Source organism: Diaphorobacter sp. HDW4B (assembly GCF_011305535.1).
GTDB lineage: Bacteria > Pseudomonadota > Gammaproteobacteria > Burkholderiales > Burkholderiaceae_C > Diaphorobacter_A.
On the sequence record NZ_CP049906.1, the window covers coordinates 293920 to 317251 of the forward strand.

20 protein-coding genes are annotated in these 23332 nt (G+C 61.9%); 11 read left to right on the forward strand and 9 right to left on the reverse strand.

The features are described 5' to 3' along the window. The first annotated feature begins 59 nt into the window (after positions 1-59). Both G7048_RS26135 and G7048_RS26140 read left to right on the forward strand, forming a co-directional pair. Positions 60-1220: a phosphotransferase gene (locus tag G7048_RS26135; RefSeq protein ID WP_166071403.1), complete on the forward strand. Its 1161-nt coding sequence runs from the start codon at positions 60-62 to the stop codon at positions 1218-1220. A gap of 44 nt (positions 1221-1264) precedes the next feature. After that, positions 1265-2641, forward strand: a complete 1377-nt coding sequence (locus G7048_RS26140; RefSeq protein ID WP_166071404.1) for a DUF1329 domain-containing protein — start codon at positions 1265-1267, stop codon at positions 2639-2641. A 200-nt stretch (positions 2642-2841) separates the two neighbouring features. Here G7048_RS26140 and G7048_RS26145 read toward each other — a convergent pair whose 3' ends face one another. From G7048_RS26145 to G7048_RS26165, 5 genes are read right to left on the reverse strand one after another with little or no spacing between them, the layout of a single operon-like run. Then, a complete protein-coding gene (locus G7048_RS26145) occupies positions 2842-3702 on the reverse strand; it encodes a MaoC/PaaZ C-terminal domain-containing protein (protein WP_166071405.1) in 861 nt (286 codons plus the stop codon). A gap of 2 nt (positions 3703-3704) precedes the next feature. Beyond that, positions 3705-4616: an SDR family NAD(P)-dependent oxidoreductase gene (locus G7048_RS26150; protein WP_166071406.1), complete on the reverse strand. Its 912-nt coding sequence runs from the start codon at positions 4614-4616 to the stop codon at positions 3705-3707. Positions 4617-4663: 47 nt separating this feature from the next. Beyond that, positions 4664-5977 carry an acetyl-CoA hydrolase/transferase family protein gene (locus G7048_RS26155; protein ID WP_240933424.1) on the reverse strand — a complete coding sequence of 438 codons (1314 nt, stop codon included), beginning with the start codon at positions 5975-5977 and terminating at the stop codon, positions 4664-4666. Between the two features lie 24 nt (positions 5978-6001). Further along, positions 6002-7204, reverse strand: coding sequence for an acetyl-CoA acetyltransferase (locus G7048_RS26160; RefSeq protein WP_166071407.1), 1203 nt, complete (start codon positions 7202-7204; stop codon positions 6002-6004). Between the two features lie 45 nt (positions 7205-7249). Next, positions 7250-8710 (reverse strand): 3-oxoacyl-[acyl-carrier-protein] synthase III C-terminal domain-containing protein, encoded by a 1461-nt coding sequence (locus G7048_RS26165; RefSeq protein WP_240933420.1) that lies wholly within the window; start codon positions 8708-8710, stop codon positions 7250-7252. Positions 8711-8961: 251 nt separating this feature from the next. Here G7048_RS26165 and G7048_RS26170 point away from each other — a divergent pair, with 251 nt between their 5' ends. From G7048_RS26170 to G7048_RS26200, 7 genes are read left to right on the forward strand one after another with little or no spacing between them, the layout of a single operon-like run. Next, positions 8962-9423, forward strand: coding sequence for a MaoC family dehydratase (locus tag G7048_RS26170; protein WP_166071408.1), 462 nt, complete (start codon positions 8962-8964; stop codon positions 9421-9423). Further along, entirely contained in the window at positions 9423-10529 is a 1107-nt protein-coding gene (locus G7048_RS26175; protein ID WP_166071409.1) for an acyl-CoA dehydrogenase family protein, read from the forward strand. Before G7048_RS26170 ends, G7048_RS26175 begins: the two co-directional genes overlap by 1 nt. A 13-nt stretch (positions 10530-10542) precedes the next feature. Next, on the forward strand, positions 10543-11748 hold the full coding sequence (locus G7048_RS26180) for an acyl-CoA dehydrogenase family protein (RefSeq protein WP_166071410.1): 1206 nt from the start codon (positions 10543-10545) through the stop codon (positions 11746-11748). A gap of 11 nt (positions 11749-11759) precedes the next feature. Beyond that, entirely contained in the window at positions 11760-12914 is a 1155-nt protein-coding gene (locus G7048_RS26185; protein WP_166071411.1) for an acyl-CoA dehydrogenase family protein, read from the forward strand. After that, the gene (locus G7048_RS26190) at positions 12911-13807 is read left to right on the forward strand and encodes a CoA ester lyase (protein ID WP_166071412.1); all 897 of its coding nucleotides are present in this window, start codon (positions 12911-12913) and stop codon (positions 13805-13807) included. Before G7048_RS26185 ends, G7048_RS26190 begins: the two co-directional genes overlap by 4 nt. Positions 13808-13825: 18 nt before the next feature. Further along, positions 13826-14992 carry an acyl-CoA dehydrogenase family protein gene (locus G7048_RS26195; protein ID WP_166071413.1) on the forward strand — a complete coding sequence of 389 codons (1167 nt, stop codon included), beginning with the start codon at positions 13826-13828 and terminating at the stop codon, positions 14990-14992. 37 nt (positions 14993-15029) lie between these two features. Then, positions 15030-15962: a 3-keto-5-aminohexanoate cleavage protein gene (locus G7048_RS26200; RefSeq protein WP_166071414.1), complete on the forward strand. Its 933-nt coding sequence runs from the start codon at positions 15030-15032 to the stop codon at positions 15960-15962. A gap of 67 nt (positions 15963-16029) precedes the next feature. Here G7048_RS26200 and G7048_RS26205 read toward each other — a convergent pair whose 3' ends face one another. Then, a complete protein-coding gene (locus tag G7048_RS26205) occupies positions 16030-16566 on the reverse strand; it encodes a MarR family winged helix-turn-helix transcriptional regulator (RefSeq protein ID WP_166071415.1) in 537 nt (178 codons plus the stop codon). A gap of 288 nt (positions 16567-16854) precedes the next feature. On the opposite strand from G7048_RS26205, the gene G7048_RS26210 reads away from it, so the two are divergent. Beyond that, positions 16855-17646 carry a tyrosine-protein phosphatase gene (locus G7048_RS26210; RefSeq protein WP_166071416.1) on the forward strand — a complete coding sequence of 264 codons (792 nt, stop codon included), beginning with the start codon at positions 16855-16857 and terminating at the stop codon, positions 17644-17646. A gap of 47 nt (positions 17647-17693) precedes the next feature. Here the strand turns inward: G7048_RS26210 and G7048_RS26215 are convergent, their stop codons facing one another. The 3 genes from G7048_RS26215 to G7048_RS26225 all read right to left on the reverse strand — a co-directional run bounded on the left by G7048_RS26215 (position 17694) and on the right by G7048_RS26225 (position 21810). Further along, complete coding sequence (locus tag G7048_RS26215; RefSeq protein WP_166071417.1) at positions 17694-18539, reverse strand: SDR family NAD(P)-dependent oxidoreductase; 846 nt, start codon at positions 18537-18539, stop codon at positions 17694-17696. 122 nt (positions 18540-18661) lie between these two features. Beyond that, on the reverse strand, positions 18662-20044 hold the full coding sequence (locus G7048_RS26220; RefSeq protein ID WP_166071418.1) for a DUF1329 domain-containing protein: 1383 nt from the start codon (positions 20042-20044) through the stop codon (positions 18662-18664). Positions 20045-20064: 20 nt separating this feature from the next. Further along, positions 20065-21810, reverse strand: a complete 1746-nt coding sequence (locus G7048_RS26225) for a DUF1302 domain-containing protein (protein WP_166071419.1) — start codon at positions 21808-21810, stop codon at positions 20065-20067. Positions 21811-22194: 384 nt separating this feature from the next. Here G7048_RS26225 and G7048_RS26230 point away from each other — a divergent pair, with 384 nt between their 5' ends. Then, a complete protein-coding gene (locus tag G7048_RS26230) occupies positions 22195-23310 on the forward strand; it encodes a YCF48-related protein (RefSeq protein WP_166071420.1) in 1116 nt (371 codons plus the stop codon). The last annotated feature ends 22 nt before the right edge of the window (positions 23311-23332 follow it).

The following is a 23332-nucleotide window of genomic DNA, read 5'->3' on the forward strand; positions in this document are numbered from 1 at the left end:
CAGCAACGCGATCCAAACCACCAAGCAATTTTCATCATTCGACACCGGAAGCTCACTCCATGACATGGACGTTAGAACGCCTGCAAGCGGTATATGAGAACGACCAACTCCGCGCACACGAGAAGGTCTACAGCGCCAACGAGATACCTCTGAACTACGAAGCCATCACCGCTGCGTGGCTGACCGACGCGCTGTGCAAAGGGCACCCGGGCGCGGAGGTCGTGGACTTTGATTGGAACGCTCCTGACGACGGCACATCGAACCGCCGCAGGCTGCAGGTTGCGTACAACGCTGCGGGTCGCGAGGCGGCGTTGCCGACACGCATTTTCTGCAAGGCGAGCCAAGGACTGGCCAATCGGTATGCGCTGGGCGTCAGTGGCGCGGCATATGCCGAGTCGACGTTCTACAACCATGTCCGCCCGTTGCTGAAGGGCGTCAATGCGCCGATTGGCGTGTTCGCCAACTACGATGACGAGACCCTTAACTCCATCGTGATGGTCGAAGACCTGACCGATCAAGTAACGGCTTTCTGTGATCACACGACCAGCATCACTCGCCAGTTGGCCGAAAGCCAGATCGATCTGCTCGCGCGTCTGCATGGTCAGTGTTATGGAAATGTTGAACTGCTTGCGCAGCACCAGCGCTTCAAAAGTTGGCCGGAATACTTCAACGGCACCTTGGTCTTCGGCATGCGCGAAGGCTCCGAGCAAGGCTTCGCAAGGGCGTCTGACCTGATCCCCGTGCGGCTGCATCGGCGCGCCGCCGAAATCTGGCCAGCCACGGTGAAGTCAGTGGAACTCGCACACCGACTGCCTCACACGCTCGCCCATGGAGATGTGCATTTGAAGAACTGGTACATCCTGCGCGACGGCTCCATGGCGCTGGGGGACTGGCAGTGCCTCAGTCATGGTTACTGGGCACGAGATTTCGCCTACGCGATCGGAACTTCTTTGACCGTGGAAGACCGCCGCGAATGGGAGCGCGATCTGCTGCGTCGCTACCTTGACGGATTGCATGCGGCTGGTGGTCCCAAGCTTGATTTCAGCACGGGCTGGCTGCATTACCGACAGCAGATGCCGGCCGCATTGACCTGGTGGACCATTACCTACAACCCCGCGCCCGGCATGCCCGACATGCAGCCGATGGCTGCGTCGATTCAGTTCGTATCGCGCTTGGCCACTGCCATGGACGACATCGACACGCTCGACAGCTTGGCCTGAGCCATTGAGGTCAGGTTCGGATCAACCACTACAAGGAGATGAATGTGAAACCGCAACACACTTGCGTCGCACTGATCGCGGCCGCGTGTCTGGGACAAGCCGCGACGGCAGCGGTATCTGAAGACGAAGCCAGGCAATTGGGCGGAGCGCGCCTGACGGCGTTCGGCTCGGAGAAAGGGGCCAACAAGGATGGAGCGATTCCACCCTATTCGGGCAAGGCCCCTGCGGCCCCGGCCGACTACGACCGCAAGACGCCTGGCCAGCGACCCGACCCGTACAACGACAAGCCGCTGTTCACGATCACCGCGCAGAACGCTGCCCAATACTCCGACAAACTGGATGGCATGCTGGAAGTGTTCAAGGCCTACCCGGACTTCCGCATGGACGTGTACCCGTCGCGGCGCGATTGGGTCTACCCGCAGCAGGTGCTGGACAACACGGTGAAGAATGCCAGATCGTGCAAGGCGACCAAAGGCGAGCAGAAACTGGAGGGTTGCTCCGGCGGCTTTCCGTTTCCGATTCCCAAGACGGGGTATGAAGTGATGTGGAATCACCTGATCCAGTACCAGGCACCCGCTTACATGGTGCAGGTCACGGGCTATCTCACGCCATCCAACGGCGTGGCCGTGCTGCAGACGAGAACGGAAGCCCTGCAGCAATACGACTACTACGATCCTGGCTGCACCACGCCGCATGCCCCAGACGTCGTCTACTGGAAGGTGCTGCAGACCAACACGGCACCGGCACGCAAGGTGGGCGAGAAGGTATTGATCCTCGACTCGCTCGACATGGTGGACATCGGCCGCCGTGTCTACCAGTACATCCCGGGACAGCGCCGGGTCAAGCTCGCTCCGAATTTGGCCTACGACACCCCTAGCCCCAACACGGGCGGCGCCTCGACCATGGACGACATCAAGGGCTTTGGCGGAGCGATGGACCGCTACGACTTCAAGCTCGTCGGCAAAAAGGAGAAGTTCATCATGTACAACAACTTCGCCTTGAACAACGCCAAGACCTGCGCCGACGACAAGGTCGTGAACAACAAGAACTTCCCGCATCCCGACTGCGTGCGTTGGGAGCTGCATCGGGTCTGGCAGGTGGATGCTGCGCTCAAACCCGGCATGCGTCACATATATGCCAAGCGTGTGTTTTTTTGGGACGAAGACGCCCCGGGTGCCGGCTCCGCCGAGGGATACGACGCTGCGGGCAAGCTGTACCGCATTCTCAATCAGGCCGCCGTCCCGTTCTACGAGCACGAATCCGGTGGTGTCTCCGATGCGAGTTATGGCTTGGATCTGCAGACCGGGGCTTGGTATGTCCAAGGCAGTGCGAGTGTGGCGGGCGGTGGCTATTTTCCTGTCGAGCGCAAGAATGAGCGTTTCTTCTCACCCGAGTCATTGGCCAGCGACGGTATTCGCTGAGCAGCAACGACTTCTGCATGTATTGCTTCGTGCCTACCCACGTACTGGAAAGCCATGATGATCCGCTACTCCGGGGCGACGAACCAGTGTCTGGTGCTGGACCTTTGAGGATTGTCGGTTGAGAGCGCGGCGAGATGAAGATTGCGACAACTGCACAACGCAAGGCTGTGCAGTTGTTGCTTCAATTCAGGCTATCCAATTCAGGCAATCTGGGCATGCCCAAAGTTCAGCACCACCACCTTGCGCTCCGTCGCCGTCGCGCGAAAGCTTACGCCTGATGCGGTCTTCCAGAACTCGGTCATGATGGTTTCGCCTGGATAGACCGGCGACGAAAAGCGCAGGGAGACCGAGCGCAGGCGTTCGGGTTGGTCGTCGCACAGGGCTTGCAGGATCGCACGTGTTGCCACGCCCATGGTGCACAGGCCGTGCAAGATGGGGCGATCGAAACCTGCCTTACGGGCAATTTCCGGTGATGCGTGGATCGGGTTGTAGTCACCTGAGAGGCGGTAGATCAGGCCCGATTGCGGCAGCGTTGTGAGGCTGATGCTGTCGGCGGGCGGCGTGTCGGGGATGGGGTGGACGGCCGGAACCTCGGTGGTGGTTCCGCCGCAGCCGCCGTCTCCGCGCAGGACGTAGGTGGAGAGCACGGTCGCCACTTTTTCCTGAGTGAGCTTGTCGGAGAGCGTCTTCTCCAAGTAAAGCATGGCGCCTTTGCCTTCGCCCTTGTCGATCACGTTGGCGACGCGATACGCGCCCACGTAGGTGCGACCGGGTTCGAGCGGGCGGTGGATGGTGAACGACTGCTCGCCATGCAGCAGTTTGACCCACTCGATTTCCAGCTCCGGCTCCTTCACCCATGGCCCGGGGTGGCAGATGACGTTGACCATCGCGGGGAAGACCTTGAGTCCACCGGGTTTGTCTTCGTAGACGAACTGCAGGTCTTCTGCCACATTGGGGCGGTCACCCACGCCTACGCCGAGCGAGTACAGCATGCAGTCGCGCGGCGTGATCGTGTGCTCGGTCAGCGGGAATTCCCGCGCAAGTACTTTGGCAAGCTGCATGGTCAGACCGGGTCCCAGGTGAACACGTCACGCGACTTGTCGAGCGGGAAGAACGAGGGTGCGAACATGGGAATGGCGCGGTCGAGGCAGGTTTCCACGGTCCAGCCTTCGCTGTTGTGGGCGGTGCGGATGGGGCGGGGCTGGGAGAACAGGAAGATCTCGTTGTTGCGCACGCCGAAGATCTGGCCGCTCACGTTGGCTGCGCGGTCGGTCAGCAGCGCGCAGGTGAAGGGAGCGATCTTGTTGGCCTCGAGACGCATGTTGACTTCCTGACGGGCCTTGCCTTCGGGCGTGTCGGTGGGGATGGTGCCCACCATGCGCGTGTAGGCAAACGGCGCGATGCAGTTGGAGCGCACGTTGAACTTCTCCAGATCCAGCGAGATGGACTTGGACAGGCCGACGATGCCCATCTTGGCCGCCATGTAGTTGGCCTGCCCCATGTTGCCGATCAGGCCCGAGGTGGAGGTCATGTGCACGTAGGAGCCGCTACCCTGGCCCTTGAAATACGGTGCCACGGCGCGCGAGACGTTCCAGCTGCCCTTCAGATGCACCTTGATGACGGCATCGAAATCTTCCTCGGTCATCTTGTGGAACAGGATGTCGCGCAGATTGCCCGCGTTGTTGACGACGCCGTCGATGCGGCCGTAGAGGTCGAGTGCCTGCTGCACGATCTTCTGGGCCGATGCCCATTCGGCCACGCTGTCGGTGTTGGCCGATGCCGTGCCGCCTTCGGCTTCGATGGCCTTGACGGTTTCCTGTGCCGGGCCGCTGCTGGCGCCGCTTCCGTCGATGTTGACGCCGAGGTCGTTGACGATCACCTTCGCGCCCTGGCGTGCCGCTTCCATCGCGATACCCTTGCCCACACCGGCACCTGCGCCGGTAACGATGATGACTTTTCCTTCGAGCAGATTCACTTGGATCTCCAGTAGTAGATTGATTGATTTGTTGTGAGGGGTTGGGCTTACAGTCGCGCCGCGATGCCGCGCCAGGAGGCCAGCAGCGTGTCGCGAAATTCGGGGGCCGCCACCGAGATCAGTGCCTCGGCGCGCTCATGCACGCTGGCACCATTGAGGTTGGCCACGCCGTGTTCGGTGACGACGAAATCGACGTCGATGCGCGAGAGCGTCACCACGGAATGCTCGGAGAGCTGTGGCGTGATGCGCGATCCGGTCTTGTGGCGTGAGGGAAGGGCGACGATGCTGCGTCCGCCAACCGACATGCGGCCTGCGCGCGCAAAGTCCGGTGCGCCGCCGCAGCCGCTCACGGCCATGCCGTTGGCGTGTTCGAGATTGCACTGACCGAACAGGTCCACTTCCAATGCCGAGTTCACCGCGACGAATCGATCGATGGCATTGAGCGTGGCCGCGCTGTGGGTGACATCGCAGCCCAGAACGCGCAGTGATTCAAATTCTGCGGCCTGTTCGTAGAAGCGCTGACTTCCGACCAATACGCAGGTCGTGTGCGGATAAGACATGTCCAGCGCACCGGCTTTGGCGAGTTCCAGAAAGCCGTCCGACAACATTCCCGAGTGCATGCGCAGTCTGCGACGATCGTGCAGCAGTTGCATCAACGCGGTGGGAACCTTGCCCAGACCAGCCTGCAGCGTGCAGCCGTCTTCGATGAGCGATACGATGTTGCGGGAGATGGCCTCGGTGATGGCATCGGCCGGTGCCGAGTAGTTGGGCAGTGGCGTGTCCACTTCGCATACGTAGTCGAAGCGGCTGTAAGGAATGCTGACCGCGCCGGGAATGCGCGGTGTCTGGCGATTGATGAGTGCGAGCACGCGTCGACTCTTGTTCAGCACGACGGGCATGAATTCGACGGCCGGGCCGAGCGAGCAGTTGCCCTGCGCATCGGGGGCGGACACCTGCACGACGGTCAGGTCCACATCCACATGCTCGTTCAGGTGCCGCACGAAGCCGGAGTAGGAAAGCGGCAGCGCACGAAAGCGTCCGTCGCGCTGCGCCTGCGTGACGCCGGGCTGCATGAAGAGACCCGTGACCTCACCGGTGGCGTGCAGGCCCTGGAGTTCCAGCCGGTTGATGCTCGGCACGTAGGTGGTGAGAATGCGTGCGCCTTCGGTGCATGTCGGTTCGCGCAGCAACTCGGTCATGAACTCCTGAGGCGCGCCGCTGGAGCCGGGAACATAGACCAGGCCGCCCGCCTGCACAAGCTGCGGCATCTGATGTGCTTCGATGCTGCGTGCGCGAGGCAGGTTCAGCATCGCTGCGGCTGGAGTTTCATTGGGCACAGTGCGCATGGCGGGCGAGGTCATCAGTTCCACGTCAGTGGGCTTTCATCAGTGGTGCAGTCCCAGGATGGACAGGGCGGAAATGCCGAGATAGGGAACGCCGCCCAGGTTGTGGGTCAGACCGAGGCTGGGGTTCTTCAACTGGCGCTCGCTCGCGCGGTCCTGCAGCTGGTTGTAGATCTCGTAGGCCATGCGCAGACCGGACGCGGCGATGGGGTGACCAAAGCACTTGAGTCCGCCGTCGACCTGGCAGGGAACGCCGTTGCCCTCGCGGTCATAGAAGCCGTCCAGAATGTCGTGCACGGCGCGGCCATCTGCGGACACGCCCAAGTCTTCCATCGTCACCAGTTCGGTGATGGAGAAGCAGTCGTGCACTTCCATCAGCGAGATCTGCTTGCGCGGATCGGTGATGCCCGCTTCGGCGTAGGCACGCTGCGCCGCGGCGCGTGTGTTGCGCACATGGCTGCCGTCCCACTGGTTGGTGGTCGATTCCACGCCCGAGCTGATGCTGAGCTGAATCGCCTTGATGGTCACCATGTCCTTCTTTCCGAGTGCGCGTGCGATCTCGGGCGTGGTGACGATGGCTGCTGCGGCACCGTCGCTCACGCCGCAGCAGTCGAACAGACCCAGCGGATCGGCGATCATCGGCGCGGCCAGAATCTGCTCCATGGTGATGGCTTTGCGCAGGTGGGCCTTGGGGCTCAGAACGCCGTTCTGGTGGCTCTTCCAGGAGACATGCGCGAGCGCCTTCTTCAGGTCTTCCTTCGATGTGCCGTGCTTGGCGCGATAGCCCGCGGCAAGCTGTGCGAAACCTGCAGGTGCGGAGCCAAGCGGCAGCCACAGGTCGTTGAGCGTGCCTTTGTACGGAGCGGGCAGGCCGCCGTAGCCGGTGTCCTTGAGCTTTTCCACGCCGATGGCGAGTGCAATGTCCACCGCGCCGGAGGCCACAGCGTAGGCCGCGCCGCGCAGCGCCTCGGTGCCGGTCGCGCACATGTTCTCCATGCGGCTCACCGGGATGCCATCGAGGCGCAGGGCCACCGATGTCGGAATCGCGGAGTTGCCCACGTTCACGTTGTCCATGCAGGAGCCCGCCCAGGCAGCCTCGATCTGCTTGCGTTCGATGCCCGCGTCCGCCAGCGCTTCGTTGAATGCTTCGGCCAGCAGCTCTGCGGAGCCCGCGTCCCAGCGCTCGCCAAACTTGGTGCAGCCCATGCCGATGATGGCTACCTTGTCTTTGATGCCCGTTGCCATGACTTGTCGTCTTTCTTGTTGGTTTGGTTGTGCCGCTTGCGCCGCTCATGCCGAAATCGGCGTGGCTTTCCAGAAGTAGCGCGGGTAGCCGCGCGCCTTGTCCACATCCTTCACGCGGAACACCATGCGCAGTGGCGTGCCCACATCCAGACCTTGCTGGCCGACATCGACCACTTCCATGAGCAGACGCGCGCCGATGTCGAACTGCACGAAGCCCACATACAGCGGCGGCGATGGGTGGTAGGAGAGCCAATCGGCTGTGTAGGTGAACACCTGTGCGGGTTCGTCGAACAGATGGGTGCGCGTGAACTTCTCGGATGGCGCGAGGCATTCGGGATTCACGCAGTAAGCCAGTTGCGGAAACTGCACGGCGCCGCAGCAGGTGCATTTGCCCGCAGTGAAGGCTGCCAGCTGGTGTGCGGAGCGATACTGCTCGGTCAGCGCGGTCTTCACCTGCTTTTCTCCGCGCATGCCCCATTCGAGGTCGATGCCGTTGTCATACGACAGCATGCGCAGATAGGCCTCGTGGGTCTGGGCATCGGCCACAGCGCCACTCACGCCGCGGCGTGGCTTGAACGAGGTGATGGCATCGGTGGCGCGCAGAACCACGACGTCGCAGCCCTGGCCAAAGCCCACGAGCACGATGACTTCGCCCGGCTTGGCCTTTTCCAGCGTGTGTGCCAGCATCAGCAGCGGATGGGCGCTGCCCGCATAGCCACAGGTGCTGTCCAGGCTGTCGGCCACGGCGGTGACTTCGATGCCGCAGCGCTTGGCCACCATGCTTGCTGTGTCCTTGAGCGACGAGGCCAGAATGAAGTGCTGCACCTCGGGGGCTGTCACCTTGGCGTTGGCGAGCGCTGCCTTCATGGTTGCGGGCACGATCTTGGCGTAGCCTTCATCGCGAATCCAGCGCTCTTCCCAGTAGTAGTCGTGCTGGCTGTCTGCAGCGCGGAAGTGGTCGACGAAGACGTTGACCTGGCTGGCATGGCCGATGAGTTCCGCGATCACCTTCTCGCTGCCCAAGGTGAAGGCTGCGGCACCTGCGCCGTAGCTCACCTCCTGTGTGCTGGCGGGCTTGGCCGATGGATGGTCGCTGGCGATCAGCAAGGTGTTTCCCTGCGATGCGCGCAACTGGGCGAGCAGCGCGCTCACACCGGCGCGCTGGGATTGGCCGACTTCCAGCGTCGCGATGTCGGAGCGCAGGTCCAGCGCGCCCGCCACAATGCTGGCCCCTTGCAGATCGGAGAACGGCGGGCGTGTCGACGCCAGCACCAGCGAACCGATTCCGTCACGAGCGCGACTGTCCAGCGCATCGCGTGCGGCCTCCACGGCCATGGTGACGCTGTCTTCGTCCCAACTGCAGAAGGCGCGTTGTCCTTTGGCTAGCCCGCGCAGGCCCGGCGCCATCCAACTGTGAGCTGCCGCGATGGCTGCGCGCTGCATGCGAAGTCTGGGTACGTATCCGCCGTAGCCGGTGATTCCGTTGGCTGTTTGAGTTGATGTCACGTTGTCGTCTTTCTGGTCTTGATCCGTAAGGTTGCTGGACCGATCATGCTTAATTGATATTGATGCATACGATATGCATTTTTGACAAATGAGTCAACCAAAAAACGCAGCCGTCTATATTGGTGAAGACCCCTACGAGAAATTTCCGAGGACCCGAATAATTGACATGGCTGGCGCAAGAATGTGCTAATAAAATATGATATGGTCACATACTAAATGCGTTGCCTCATTCCACAAAACAGGAGACATCTATGGCGGGTTTGTATTTCGAGCAGTTTGAACTGGGCCAGATCTTTCGCCATGACATCCGGCGCACGGTCACCGAGACCGACAACGTTCTGTTCACCACCATGACCCACAACCCTGCTGCCATTCACTTGGACGCGGAGTACTCGCGCGGCACCGAATTCGGCAAGCCGCTGATGAACAGCGTGTTCACGCTGGGCCTGGTCGTCGGCATCTCCGTGGGCGACACCACGCTGGGCACGACGGTGGGCAATCTGGGCTGGGATGAGGTGCGTTTCCCGCGCCCCGTGTTTGCGGGCGACACGATTCGTGTGGAATCCAAAGTGCTGGAAAAGCGCGAGAGCAAATCACGCCCCACAAACGGTGTGGTGATCTTCGAGCATGTGGGATACAACCAGCGCGATGAACTGGTCTGCTCCTGCAAGCGCAGTGCGTTGATGCACCGCGTTCCCCAATCCGAGGGCTGATGAATATGGAAGTCGTGTCTTCACTGGATGCCGAGACCAAGAGCATGGTCGAAAGCTCGCTCGGTCGCTTTGTCGATGAGGCCTACGAGCCCACGCAACGCCACGCGAGATTGCTCAAGGGCGAGGTGGATTACCGTGCGCATTGGGCCACTCTGGCAGAGCTGGGCGTGCTGGCGCTGCCGGTGGGCGAAGCGCTGGGCGGCATCGGCGGCAGTACGGCCGATGTGTCCGATGCGCTGCGGATTCTGGCGCGCGGGCTGGTGCTGGAGCCGTTGATCGAGGCCGGCGTCATCCCCATGCCCTTGTTGGCCGCTGGTGCGGAAGGCGCTGACGCAGTGGCCGAAGCGCTCGCCGGTGAAAGCATGACGGTTCTGGTGGGTGGACGACGCGGCGATGAACTGCGCTGCTCGCGCCATGGCAGCACGGGGCAGATCAACGGTCTGGCCCGCGTCGTGCCGGGTGCGGCTCAGGCCGACATCTGGCTGATTGCCTGCACCAACGACGAAGGCGAGCCGCTGGTGCTGCGAGTGCGTGCCAGTGAGATCGTGGCGCAGTTGCGCGCCTTTCGCATGATGGATGCACGCGAGGCCTGCGATATCGAATTCACCGCATGCAGTCTGCCGACGAATGCGGTGTGGCTGTTTGGTGCGGCGGCGACGCAAGCGCTGCAGGAGGCCAGTGCACGCGCCATCAGCGCCTATTGCGCCGACGCCGCAGGTGTCATGCAGAACCTGGTGCAGCAAACGGGCGAGTATCTGCGCACCCGCATCCAGTTCGATGCGCCGCTGGCCAGTTTTCAGGCACTGCAGCATCGCCTGGCCGATATGCACATGGCGGCGTTGGAGGCCAAGTCCATCGCGCGCGCCATGGCCAGAAGCATCGATGCAGGCGACGAGGAGCAGGTGCGCTGGCTAAGCTATGCGGCACCCACGGTGGTGTCGCGCTGCGCAACCAAGGTCGGGCACGACGCGATCCAGCTGCATGGCGGCATGGGCGTAACGGATGAACTGATCATCAGTCATTACAACTCGCGGCTCGTGGTGCTGCAGCAGTTGCTGGCGCGCTGGGTGGGCGATGCGCAATCCAGTTCGTCGTCAACCATTTGATTCGGAGAGTGCCATGCACAGCAACAACAACGCACCGGCTTTCGACGAGGCCGCATTTCGCGCCGAGGTGCGCGAGTTCGTCAAGGAAAACCTCGATCCCGTCACCCGGCACAAGGTCGAGAACGGCATCTATCTGGACAAGAGCGACTATGTCGGCTGGCAGAAGGCGCTGCGCCGTCGCGGATGGTTCGGCGCGGCCTGGCCCAGGTCGGCAGGTGGCCAGGACTGGAGCGTGAGGCAGGAACATGCCTTCTTGCAGGAAAGCGCGATCCACGCAGCGCCCATGCTCATCCCCTACGGCGTGAACATGCTCGGTCCGGTGCTCTACTCCTTCGGCACCGAAGCGCAGAAGCAGGCGCATCTGGGCGGCATTCTGGACAGCGACGTGTGGTGGTGTCAGGGCTACTCGGAGCCGAATGCCGGTTCCGACCTCGCATCGCTCAAGCTGCGCGCGGTGCGCGATGGCGATCACTACGTGCTCAACGGCACCAAGATGTGGACTACCGAGGCGCACTGGGCCGACATGATGCATTGCCTCGTGCGCACCGACAACACGGGCCGCAAGCAGCAGGGCATCAGCTTTCTGCTGCTCGACATGAAGACGCCGGGTGTGAGCATCGACCCCATCGTCACCATCGATGGCGTGCACCACACCAACCAGACGTTCTTCGACAACGTGCGCATGCCGGTGTCCAACCTGGTGGGCGAGGAGGGCGCGGGCTGGAAGATCGCCAAGTTCCTGCTCTCGCGCGAACGCACCTTCATTGCCGATACGGGCAACAAGATCCGCATGCTCGGGCAGATCAAGGCGACCGTGGCGCAGAACGCAGGTTTGTTCGACCCCATGCAGCGCGCCCTGCAGGCCGAGCGCCTGTCACGCATCGAGGCGGACCTGACGGCCTTGCTGGCGCTGGAGCGCGACTACATCGACGAATGGATGGCCGGGCATGACGACGGCATCGGTGCGTCGGTGCTCAAGGTGCGCGGCACCGAAGTGCTGCAGGCCATGACCGAATTCTGGCGCGATGCGCAAGGCCCCTACGGAGTCTGCTACGACGCATCGCAGCGCAAGAGCGGCGATGGACTGGGGGCGCAGGAGCCTTGGGTGCGCGCCAGCGCAGGCACCTACAACTATCTCTACAGCCGCTGCTGGTCCATCTTCGGCGGCACCAACGAAGTTCAACGCAACATCATCGCCGCGCAGTTGCTGCGCGGTTGAGAGGCATCACCATGATTCCACGCACCCTGTTCAAACCCGAGCACGACCAGTTCCGCGACAGCGTTCGCCGCTTCATCGACAAAGAGATTGTTCCGCACCACGAACGTTGGGAAGAGCAAGGCATGGTCGACCGCGAACTGTGGACCAAGGCGGGAGCAGCCGGTCTGCTGTGCCCCAACCTGCCCGAGGAATATGGCGGCTGCGGGCCGGACTATCTGTTCAACGTCGTCATCACCGAAGAGCTGGCACGTGCCGGTGTGACGGGTCCGGGCTTTGCCGTGCACTCCGACATGGTGGCGACCTACATCGCCACCTTCGGTTCGGACGAGCAGAAAAAGCGCTGGTTGCCCAAGATGGTGACGGGCGAAGCGATTGGCGCGTTGGGACTGACCGAGCCTTCGGCCGGGAGTGACCTGAAGGGCATTCGCACCCGCGCTGTGCGGGAAGGCGACGAGTATGTGATCAACGGCCAGAAGGTCTACATCTCCAACGGCCAGCTGTGCGATGTGATCGTGCTGGCCTGCAAGACCGATCCGGCCGCCGGTGCCAAGGGCATGAGCTTCATCCTGGTCGAGGCTGATCGCGCCGGATTCAAGCGCGGACGCAATCTGAAGAAGATCGGGCTGAAGGCGCAGGACACGTCCGAGCTGTTCTTCGAGAACGTGCGTGTGCCGGTGAGCAATCTTCTGGGTAAGGAGGGCGGCGCGTTCAGCATGGCGATGAGCAAGCTGGCCGAGGAGCGTTTGTCCATCGCGGTGTCGGCCATCATGATGGCGGAATCGGCGCTGCAATGGACCGTGGACTACACGCGCGAGCGTCAGGCGTTCGGCCAGTCGATCTCGGATTTTCAGAACACCCGGTTCAAATTGGCCGAGCTGAGCGCCGAGATTCTGGCCAAGCGCGTGTTCGTCGATCGCTGCGTCGAGCTGCATCTGAAGAAGGAACTCGATGCGGTGGATGCCGCCGCCGCCAAGATGCTTTGCACCGAACTGCAATGCAAGACGGTGGACGAGTGCCTGCAGTTCTTTGGCGGCTACGGCTACATGTTGGAGTACCCGATTGCGCGCGCCTACATCGATTCGCGCGTGCGTCGCATTGCCGGTGGTTCCTCGGAAATCATGCGCGAGATCATCGGGCGCAAGCTGCTCGGGGAGGCCCAGAAATGAATTTCACTCCCACACCGCGCAGCCCCGTGCGCTCCATTCTGTTTGTGCCTGGCGACAGCGAACGCAAGCTGCAGAAAGCTGCGGAATCCAATGCGGACGCGTTGATTCTTGATCTCGAAGATTCTGTGACCGCAAGCCGCACACAGGTTGCGCGTGAACTGGTGCTGGACTATCTCAAGAGCCAGAAGGAGGCTCGCCGCCAGCAGCTCTGGGTGCGCATCAACCCACTGAGCACGCCTGCTGCCTTGCTGGACCTGATGATCGTGGCTGGTGCTCCCGATGTGCTGATGCTGCCCAAAGTGGATTCGTCCGCCGATGTCGTGCGACTGTCCCACATGCTGGATGCGCTCGAAGTGCGTGAAGGCGTGCAGGCTGGCCACATCGGGATTCTTCCTGTCGCGACGGAAACGGCGGCATCGCTGTTCACGCTGGGCACTTACGCGGGCTGCTCGCCGCGTCTCGCAGGGCTGACCTGGGGCGCAGAAGACATCGCCGCAGCCCTCGGGGCCAGCACCAACAAGGGACCGGATGGCGGTTATGACCATGTCTTCCAGCTGGCTTGCTCCTTGTGTCTGGCCGGTGCCTGCGCGGCAGGAGTGCAGCCCATCGACACGATCTGGGCGGATTTCAAGGACGAGGCGGGCCTGCTTGCCAGCTCCAGGCTGGGCCGGCAACGAGGCTTCACGGGACGCATGGCGATTCACCCCGCGCAGGTCGATGTGATCAACGCCGCCTACAGCCCGAGCGAAGAAGAGCTGGTGTGGGCGCGGCGCGTGGTCGAGGTGTTCGATGCCAATCCGGGCCTCGGCACCGTGGGCCTCGACGGAAAGATGCTCGACATGCCGCATCTCAAACAGGCCAGGCGCGTGCTCGCGATGGCTCAGCGTGACTGACATATTTCAGGAAATCTCATGAATTTTGCATTGACCGAAGAGCAACTGGCCATCCGCTCCGCCATCGAGGAAATCTGTACCGATTTTGATGACGAGTACTGGCTGAAAAAAGACCGCGAAGGGGGCTTTCCCGAAGACTTCTACTCGGCCATGGCCAAGGCCGGTTGGCTGGGCATTGCGATGCCCGAAGAGTTCGGCGGATCGGGCCTGGGCATCTCGGAGGCCTGCCTGATGCTGGAGACGGTGTCTGCATCCGGTGGCTGCATGACGGCGGCCTCCACCATCCACATGAATGTGTTTGGCCTGCATCCCGTGGTCGTTCACGGCACGGACGAGCAGCGCGCGCGTTGGCTTCCGCGCATCATCGCGGGCGAGCACAAGGCGTGCTTTGGCGTGACCGAGCCCAACACCGGCCTGAACACCCTCAAGCTCAAGACCATGGCGGTGCGCAAGGGCGACCGTTATGTGGTCAACGGCCAGAAGGTGTGGATCTCGACGGCCCAGGTGGCGCACAAGATCATGCTGCTCGCGCGCACCACGCCACTCGATGAAGTGAAGTCGCCGACGCAGGGGCTGAGCCTGTTCTACACGGATCTGGATCGCAGCAAGATTGCCGTGCGCGAGATCGAGAAGCTCGGGCGCAAAGCAGTGGACTCGAACGAGCTGTTCATCGATGGTCTGGAGATTCCAGTCGAAGACCGCATCGGTGAAGAAGGCCGGGGCTTCGAGTACATCCTGCATGGACTCAATCCCGAGCGCTGCCTGTTGGCGGCAGAGGCCACCGGCATTGGCCGCGCTGCTCTGCGCCGTGCCGCCAAGTACGCGGGCGAGCGCATTGTGTTCGACCGACCCATCGGCAAGAACCAGGGCATTCAGCATCCGCTGGCCGAGCGCTGGGTCGACCTCGAAGCCGGAACGCTGCTGTATCAGCGCGCTGCATGGCTGTACGACCAGGGCAGCCCCTGCGGTGCCGAAGCAAACGCGGCCAAATTCTTCTGCGCGGAAGCGGGCTTTCGCGCGGCGGAGACGGCCGTGCTCACGCATGGCGGCTTTGGCTATGCCAAGGAATACCACGTCGAGCGCTATCTGCGCGAAGCGATGCTGCCGCGCATTGCCCCGATCTCGCCGCAGCTGATTCTGAGCTTCATCGCAGAGAAGGTGCTCGGCCTGCCCAAGTCCTATTGAGCCCATCGGGTCACATCACCACCAGAAGACAAACACCATGGCAATCCAGAACAAGGTCATCATCACCTGCGCCGTCACCGGCTCGATCCACACGCCGTCGATGTCGCCTCACCTGCCGGTCACGCCGCAGGAAATTGCGGATGCGGCGGTAGGTGCCTGCGAGGCGGGGGCCTCCATCATCCATCTGCATGCGCGCGATCCCGAGACCGGCAAGCCCGATCAGAGCCCGCAGGCCTTCGCCAAATTCCTTCCGCAGATCAAACAGCGCTGTGACGCGGTGGTGAATCTGACGACCGGCGGCTCTCCCTACATGACGGTGCAGGAGCGCATTCAGCCGAGCATCGTGTTCAAGCCCGAGGTGGCCTCGCTCAATATGGGCACGATGGGGTTTGGACTCTTCGGCATGCTGGAGCGCTTCAAGGAATTCAAGCATGACTGGGAGCGCGAGTATCTGGAGGGCAGCCGCAATCTGGTGTTCCGCAATACCTACGGCGACATCGAAACCGCGCTCACCGACATGTCGGCCAACGACACCCGCTACGAGTTCGAATGCTACGACACGGCGCATCTCTACAACCTTGCGTACTTTGTCGATAAGGGCCTGGTGAAGGCGCCGTTCTTTGTGCAGACGGTGTTCGGATTGCTGGGCGGCATTGGCTCGCATCCCGAGGATGTGATGCACATGAAGCGCACTGCCGATCGGCTGTTCGGCAAGGATTACCGCTGGTCGGTGCTGGGTGCCGGTGCTGCGCAGATGAAGGTGGCTGCGATGGCGGCTTCCATGGGCGGCAATGTGCGTGTGGGTCTGGAAGACAGCCTGTGGATCGCCAAGGGCCAGCTTGCCGAATCGAATGCGCAGCAGGTGCGCAAGGTGCGCGAGATCATCGAAGGTCTGGGGCTGGAAGTGGCGACGCCGGCCGAGGCGCGCGAGATTCTGCAGCTCAAGGGGCAGGATCGCGTGGCGTTCTGACTGCTCCGATTCGCTCTCTGCAAACGAACATCCCCGCAGATCACCGAGGTCGCGGGGATGTTTGCTTTCAGGCCTTGCCCTTGGAGATGGCCAGCAGGTTGTCCTTGACCCGCCCGAGCAGATCGGCGAGCTCGTGGCGCGTGTCGTCATCGAGCCCATCGAGAATGCGTTCGCTCATGTCGTTGCTGAGCACGCGCATTTCCTTGATCAGCGATGCCCCGGCTGCCGAAAGATAGACCCGCTTGGCGCGGCGGTCGGTTTCGTCGGCACCGCGGCGCACGAGGCCAGCCGCTTCGAGCCTGTCGATCAGGCTTCCGAGTGCCGCCTTGCCCAGCTCCAGCACGCTGGCCAGATCGCTCTGGATCATCCCGTCATGGCGAGACAGGTAGGCCAGTACCCACCATTGCGAACGGGTGATGTTCAGCGGACGCATGAAATCATCGAACACCGTGCGGCGCAGGCGTGATACGTCGTGCATCAGAAAGCCGAGTCGCTGATCCCAGTTGTCCTCGGTGACGCGCTGCACGGCTGCCGGAGTGGCCGTCGAGGGGCTGGTCTTGGCGGCCTTCGCTGCGGATGCTGCTGTGTTCTTGGATGTGGCCATATTGCGGAGCTCCTCCTTGTCATTCGTTTGCATGCTTACGGCATTTGAATCTCCGCTCAACGACACTCCACCGGTGTTTTTGAGAGGGATTGGCGAAAATTCTGCATCGTTCACACGCATCTTGAGAGTTTCTGTGCAGGGCATCCACTCGTATGCTTTCATTAATTGATATTAAGCATATCGTATGCTACCATTTTAAATAAGAAAACAACAGTCACCCGAGGCCCTGTGACAGGTGTTTGAAGTTCACGCCCTAATTGCGATGCCGACGCCGGTGTCCAAAATCCCATGAGCAGCACTGAACCGATGTTTCCCGACACTCCCAATTTCCGTGAGCTGGGGGGCTTGCGCAATGCCCGTGGACAGCGCGTGCGGCGGGGGAAGGTCTTCCGCTCGGAGCTGTTGACTCCGATGAGCGAGAGCGAACAGGCGATGCTTCGCGGTCTGCAGATCCGAACAGTGTTCGATCTGCGCAATCCGCACGAGCGCGCCGCCAAGAAGCCTGTCTGGCCCGCTGCGCAAGACGATGTGCTGCGCCATGTGATGGAGCGCGAGATGCCCGTGGCGGGTGCTGACCTCAAGCAGTTGGTGGACAACCTCAACGCCGGATCGCTCGACGCCCAGGACACAGCAGAAATCATGCGCGAGACTTACCGGAGGATGCCGGAACATTTTGCGGATGTGCTGACCGAGTTGTTCTCTACACTGATTCGGGAAGATGGTGGTGGCGCGCTCGTGCATTGCACCGCAGGCAAGGATCGCACGGGATTCGTCTGCGCGATGCTGCTGTCGGCGCTGGATGTGCCAATGGATGCCATCGAGCAGGACTACTTGTTGAGTGCGCGATTCTTCACCTTGAAGCGACTGATGGAGAAGCTGGAGCAGACCTATGGATTGCGCCTGGAGTCGGGCACGACGGCGGCTTTGGCGGCCATGGTGCAGGTCAGCCCCGAGTATCTGGGAGCGGCGATTCGCACCATCGAGAAGGACTGGGGCTCGGTGCCTGCGTATCTGGAGCAGCGGGTTGGGCTGAGTGCCGATGCACGTGCTCGGCTGCAGTCGCGGTTGCTGGAGGATTGAGGTGTGACGTGTGAGGCCGTGGCCCGCGTTGACGGCGGGCCAGCTTGTCACTTGGATAGCGGCTTGTGGTTCAGCGAGAGTCCCATGACCCAGTCCATCCAACTGGAAGGCAGCAAGGCATTGAGCATGCAGACGGCCTTGGAGTCCGCGCCTATGCGGTAGCGCAGCGCGGGGCGGCGGTCGTTCAGTGCTTGCTCGATGCCCTTGGCACAGGCTTCCGAGGTGATGCCCGACGGATTGCTGACCAGCTTGAAATAGCGTTGGTACAGATTGCCGTAGAGGCCACGTTGCGCGGGTTGCATGCGTTCCAGATGGGCCTGTGCGGCGGGGCCTTGGGTGGTGAGCATGTCGGTCTGCACCACGCCCGGCTCGGCCACGATGATGCGCAGGTTCATGCCCTTGGTCTCGCGCCGTGCCACATCGGCCAGCGATTCGATCGCGTGCTTGGATGCGCAATAGGCACCCAGCAATGCGCCCGATGCCTGGCCCCACAACGAGGTCACCAGCACCAATCGTCCGCCATGGCCGCGCAGTCGTGGAATGGCCGCCTTGAGGATGCGCAGACTGCCGATGGTGTTGGTGTTGATGATCTGCTCGAACTCTTCGACGGGCGTGAGCTCGATGGCACCTGGAATCGAGATCGCCGCGCAATGCACGATGGCGTTGAGCGGACGTCCGGCCAGTATGCGGTCGACCTCGCCGAAGCCTCGTGCGACGCTGGCGGTGTCCGCCATGTCCATGAGCACGACATGCAGGTTCTTGTCCTGACTGAATTTGCTGGCGTCAGCCGCTTTGCGCACGACGGCGAAGACCGTGTCGCCACGCGCCAATGCGCGCTCCACGACGGTATGTCCGATGCCGCGCGCGGCGCCGGTCACGAGCAGGGTAACCATGTGATGCTTGACTTTCTTTTTGCTTGTTCTTGAAGGGAAAACGGCCATGCGGATGCTTTGTCCGCATGGCCTTGCAGTTGCCGGTTTCTGCTCAATCGATGGGATTCACGGGATGGCTGCGATCAGCGCAGGCCGTCACCTGCCATCGATTCGGGCGAGTAGTAGCGCGAGTCCTTGGGCGCTGCCGTCACCCAACCGCCATTGGGGTGAGACATGCCACCGGAGATGCTCCAGATGCCGGTCTGCAGGTCCATGGCCACCGAGCTGTCGGTGTAGCCACCGAGCAAGGGCTCGCTGTCGTAGAACGGGTACACGATGTTGCTGACGACGCGGTAGAGCTTGCCCGATGCGTCGTAGTTCTCGGCCACGCCAGCGCCCGGAGCATCTTCATCCCAGAAGAAAACACGCTTCTGGTAGATATGACGGAAGCCTTCCTTCAGCGTCGCTTCCACCTGCCAGACGCGGTGCAGTTCCCAGCGCACGCATTCCGGATTCGGGAAGTTCTTGAAGTTGTAGGCCTTCTCTGCCGAGCATGCCTTGGCATTGGTGAGGTCGAAGTTGTTGTACATGATGAACTTCTCCTTCTTGCCGACGAGCTTGAAGTTGAAGCGATCCAGCGCGCCGAGGAAGCCCTTGGAGTCATCCATGGTCAACACGCCGCCGTTGTTCGGGTTGGGTGTGTCGTAAGCCAGCGTCGGGGCCAGCTTCACGCGGCGTTGGCCGGGGATGTACTGGTAGGCGCGGCGTCCTTTGTCCACCATGTCCAGGTTGTCGTCCACCACCAGAATGCTGCCGGCCTGACGTGCGGGGGCCGTGCTGTTCTGGCGGATCTTCCAGAAGCCTGCATCCGTGGCATTCGGCTTGGTGGCCTTGGGGTCGTAGTAGTCGTACTGCTGGTGGCCCGTGTTGCGCGCACCCAGAACGAACTTGCCGTCGGTGCCGGTCACGCCGCCTTCGGTTTCGCCCGAGTAGGCATAGGCACCATACTGCAGCAAGTGATTCCACATCACCTCATTGCCGGTCTTGGGGATGGGGAAGGGGAAGCCGCCCCAGCAGCCAGCGAGCTTCAATTCCTTGTCGATGGCCTTGCACTCGGTCGCGTTCTTCAACGTGTTGTCGAGCACGAACTTGGGATAAGCGTAGTCACGGCGGCTCGGGTAGATGTCCATCTTGAACGCCGGATACTTGGTGAACAGTTCGCGCATGCCATCCAGATGGTCTGCATACTTGTCCGCGTTCTGCGCCGTGATGGTGAACAGCGGCTTGTCGTTGTACGGATCGGGTCGCTGAAAACCCGTCTTGGTGTCATAGCTGGCGGGGGCCTTGGGCGCCTTGCCGGAGTAAGGAGGAATCGTGCCTTCCTTGTTGCCGGCCTTTTCGGAGCCGAACGCGGTGAGCTTGTCGCCCCCCAGTTGCTTGGCTTCTTCGGCGGATATGGCGGCCATGCAGGCCGGTGCGATCAGAGCGCTCGCGAGCACGGCGGCGAGGCGGTTCAAACGGAACATGGTGAGTCTCCTTTGTCTTTTCAGAATGTGGTCTTGTAGGTGAGCGAGATCCAGTCGCGGTCCCAGTACTTGCCGAGGCTGGCGTTGCTGTTGGAGGCAGCGCCCAGCTCGTCCTTGCTGTGCTTGGCGAGGAAGCCGTTGTATTTCAGCGAGATGGAATGCTTGTTGTCGATGTCTGCGGACACGCCCAGCGAGTAGCTGCCCTGGCCCTTGTTGTCGCCGAACATCACGACCGAGTTGCCCTTCACGCCCAGGCCGAGGAACATCGGCATGGAGATGTCGACACCGTTGAACACTTGGAACCACTTGGGTTCGAATGCGACGGCAATGCCCACCGAATTCTTGGTGGCGCAGCCGTAGGGGAAACCTTCGGTCTGCGCCTGCGGGCAGTTGTAGCCTTCGGCAAAGAACGAATCGCCATTGCGCTTGACGGAGTTCAGGTGCGAGAAGTTGACTTCGGCCTGCAGCGAAGCGGAGTCGAACACCGGCGTCTTGCCAAAGTAGGCAATGGCATTGACCACGCCGGACACCACGTCACCGACCGGCAGCATGGAGTTGCCGACCGCGCCGTAACCGATGTTCGATGCACCGGCCAGAGTGGAGAACGGCTTGGCCGCGAGCTGCGCATTCTTTCGGTAGGTCAGATCCGCACCGACCGACATGTCGCCCACCTGCTTGTTCAGGCTCACGCCGAGCAGCTTCTGGCGTGGTGTGGAATAGTCCAGACCGAACTGGGTGGGAGCGACCGCACCGTTGACCACGGTGATGCCGTTGATGATGAGCTGCGGCAGCTTGTCGGTGTACTCGCGGTAGTAGAAGCCCACGCGACCATCGAGCCATTCGGGGCGCAGCTTCAGCGCCAAACCGAAGTCGCCGTGCTTGCTCTTGGGCTTGGTGGTCACGCCGCCGAAAGGCACGCCGAAGATGCTGGTGCCGCCTTGCATGTTCAGACCGTCGGCCGCACCAAAGTAGGTGCCGCCATCGGGCAGAATCGTGGGCTTCCAGTCCAGAAAATACTGACCGGCCAGCGTCACGCGGTCAGTGATGTCGGCGGAGAACGACAGCTGGTTGAGGGGACGGAAGACTTCCTTGGCTTCGATGCCAGGCGTCGCCAGCGACTTGCGGAAGTCGAGCGGGCCTTGACCGACCGAGATGCCGTTGACGGGCGAAAAAAGCGCCTCGCCCCAGAAGATGTTGTGCTGACCAGCCTTGACGTTCACCGGCACGCCGCCCACGTCGAACTTGGCGAACACGAAGGCATCCAGGAATTCGGCGGACGGGCCGCGCGCGTAGCGCTTGGTGTAGTCGATGTAGGAAGAACCCGCTGGGCCCGCGCCCTGGCCTGCACCGCCGGGTGCTGCGTCGAATGCCGAGTCGCCGCGGATCTTGTTGCTGTAGGCGGCGTCGAACCAGGCGGCACCGCTCACGCGAAAGCCGAGCTTTTCCTTGTAGATCACATCCAGTTCGGGCAACAGGTCGATGCGGTTGGTCACGATGTTCCCCTTCTTGGAGAACTTGCGATCGGACTGATGTGCAGAGATGTCGCCAGCGCCTGCTCCGTTGCCGCAGATGTTCGCGTCGCAATCCTTGGCGCGTGCGCCCACGTTGTAGCGGACGGTGGTGTCCAGACGCACCTTGAAATCGTCATTGCCGACGTCGATCTCGGCGGCATGGAGGGAGCCTCCTGCGCTCACCATCGACAGTATTGCCAGCGTGCTCCATTTGGGGCGAGCGGCCCGGCCTTGTGATTTGGGCGAGGTCTTCACTTCGTTGTCTCCTGTTGCGTGGATTGAGTTGTTGCGGCTCTTTGCCGCTTTTGCGTTGAAAACGTATGTCTGATATAAAGTATCGTGGCGTACTAAATTGGCAGTGTCAACCTCGGGTTAACCATCGGGTGATGGGTTTCTGTGATTTCCCGAGTGCGTGGTAAGGAAGCCATATCACCATTGGGAAACGAACTTTTCATCGGGACAACCCTAGGTCGATTTCTGTTCCGCGATGTCGCATTCGAATAAAAAGAACTGTACCATACGATATCGAATCGTTAGTTTTTCGAAGTGCCGAAGAAGCACATGCAATTCACCCGTTCAAAGCTGCTGCGCCGTGGCGCAGGTCTTGGGCGGAATGAGTCCAGATTGGAGACATTCGCGATGAGCAAATCAGTGTTGGCGGCCCGGCGTGGCCTGGTGGTGAAGGCAGGCCTGTTCGGCGCGGCTTGGTTGCTGGGCGCTGCGCGGGCGGCAACCGGGGCGGGCGCAAATGCCTCGAACGCGTTCCGCGCGCCCAGCGACACCGCTGCAGCAATCGGTGCAACGGCGGCGCATGGTCCGTTTCTGGCCATCGCTCAGGCGGGCAAGCGACTGGTCGCGGCGGGTCTGCGCGGACGCATCGCCTATTCGGATGACGAGGGCAAGACCTGGCAACAGGCGCGCGTGCCGGTCGAGGTGGATCTGGTGGCCTTGAGTTTTCCGACAGCCAGCGAAGGCTGGGCCGTCGGGCATCGCGGTGTGGTGCTGACCACGCAGGATGCGGGTGCCACCTGGAAGCGACGCTTTGCCGAGCAGCAGCTCAACGAGCTCATCGTCAATCACTACAAGGCCGCAGGGGCCGCTGCAGATTCCGCCGGTGCGCGCGCTGCGGCGGGAGCCGCACGTTCCATCGAAGACGGCTCCACACCTTCTCTGCTCGATGTCTGGTTCGAATCGCCCACCACGGGCTACGTCGTGGGCACGTTCAATCTGATCTTCAGAACCGACGACGCAGGCAAGACCTGGGTGCCGACGATGGAAGCGGTCGACAACCCCGAGGAGCTGCACTTCTATGCGGTGCGCGGTCAGGGCAACGGTCTCTACATGACGGGCGAGAAGGGCAGCGTCTGGCATTTCGATGCGGCTCAGAAACGCTGGGCCGCAGTGCCGACGGGCTATGTCGGCACCTTGTTCGGATTGGTGGCGGACGGCCTGCGCGTGCTGGCCTACGGCATGCGCGGTCGCATCTACGCGAGTGAGGACGCGGGTCAGCACTGGCAGGTGGTGAGCTCGCCAGCCAAGGCGGGAATCGTGGCCGGTGTGCGTCTGCAGGGCGGCGAAATCGTGTTGGCCGATCAGTCCGGTGAACTGCTGCAAAGCAAGGACGCTGGGCGTTCGTTTGCTGCGCTGAACGCGAAGTCACGGGTCGCCGCGTTCTCTCTTCTTCAGTCCGGCACGGGCCAGTTGTTTGCGGCCGGACCGGGCGGTGTGGCACGCGTTGCGATGAACGCGTCCTGAACCAGTCATCGACACCCGATCC

Bases quoted from the DNA above. Each gene is read 5' to 3' on its own strand.
- G7048_RS26135 (WP_166071403.1), top strand. From the start codon at position 60: ATGACATGGACGTTAGAACGCCTGCAAGCGGTATATGAGAACGACCAA.
- G7048_RS26145 (WP_166071405.1), bottom strand. From the start codon at position 3,702: ATGCAGCTTGCCAAAGTACTTGCGCGGGAATTCCCGCTGACCGAGCAC.
- G7048_RS26155 (WP_240933424.1), bottom strand. From the start codon at position 5,977: ATGACCTCGCCCGCCATGCGCACTGTGCCCAATGAAACTCCAGCCGCA.
- G7048_RS26160 (WP_166071407.1), bottom strand. From the start codon at position 7,204: ATGGCAACGGGCATCAAAGACAAGGTAGCCATCATCGGCATGGGCTGC.
- G7048_RS26170 (WP_166071408.1), top strand. From the start codon at position 8,962: ATGGCGGGTTTGTATTTCGAGCAGTTTGAACTGGGCCAGATCTTTCGC.
- G7048_RS26175 (WP_166071409.1), top strand. From the start codon at position 9,423: ATGAATATGGAAGTCGTGTCTTCACTGGATGCCGAGACCAAGAGCATG.
- G7048_RS26180 (WP_166071410.1), top strand. From the start codon at position 10,543: ATGCACAGCAACAACAACGCACCGGCTTTCGACGAGGCCGCATTTCGC.
- G7048_RS26185 (WP_166071411.1), top strand. From the start codon at position 11,760: ATGATTCCACGCACCCTGTTCAAACCCGAGCACGACCAGTTCCGCGAC.
- G7048_RS26190 (WP_166071412.1), top strand. From the start codon at position 12,911: ATGAATTTCACTCCCACACCGCGCAGCCCCGTGCGCTCCATTCTGTTT.
- G7048_RS26195 (WP_166071413.1), top strand. From the start codon at position 13,826: ATGAATTTTGCATTGACCGAAGAGCAACTGGCCATCCGCTCCGCCATC.
- G7048_RS26200 (WP_166071414.1), top strand. From the start codon at position 15,030: ATGGCAATCCAGAACAAGGTCATCATCACCTGCGCCGTCACCGGCTCG.
- G7048_RS26205 (WP_166071415.1), bottom strand. From the start codon at position 16,566: ATGGCCACATCCAAGAACACAGCAGCATCCGCAGCGAAGGCCGCCAAG.
- G7048_RS26210 (WP_166071416.1), top strand. From the start codon at position 16,855: ATGAGCAGCACTGAACCGATGTTTCCCGACACTCCCAATTTCCGTGAG.
- G7048_RS26215 (WP_166071417.1), bottom strand. From the start codon at position 18,539: ATGGTTACCCTGCTCGTGACCGGCGCCGCGCGCGGCATCGGACATACC.
- G7048_RS26220 (WP_166071418.1), bottom strand. From the start codon at position 20,044: ATGTTCCGTTTGAACCGCCTCGCCGCCGTGCTCGCGAGCGCTCTGATC.
- G7048_RS26230 (WP_166071420.1), top strand. From the start codon at position 22,195: ATGAGCAAATCAGTGTTGGCGGCCCGGCGTGGCCTGGTGGTGAAGGCA.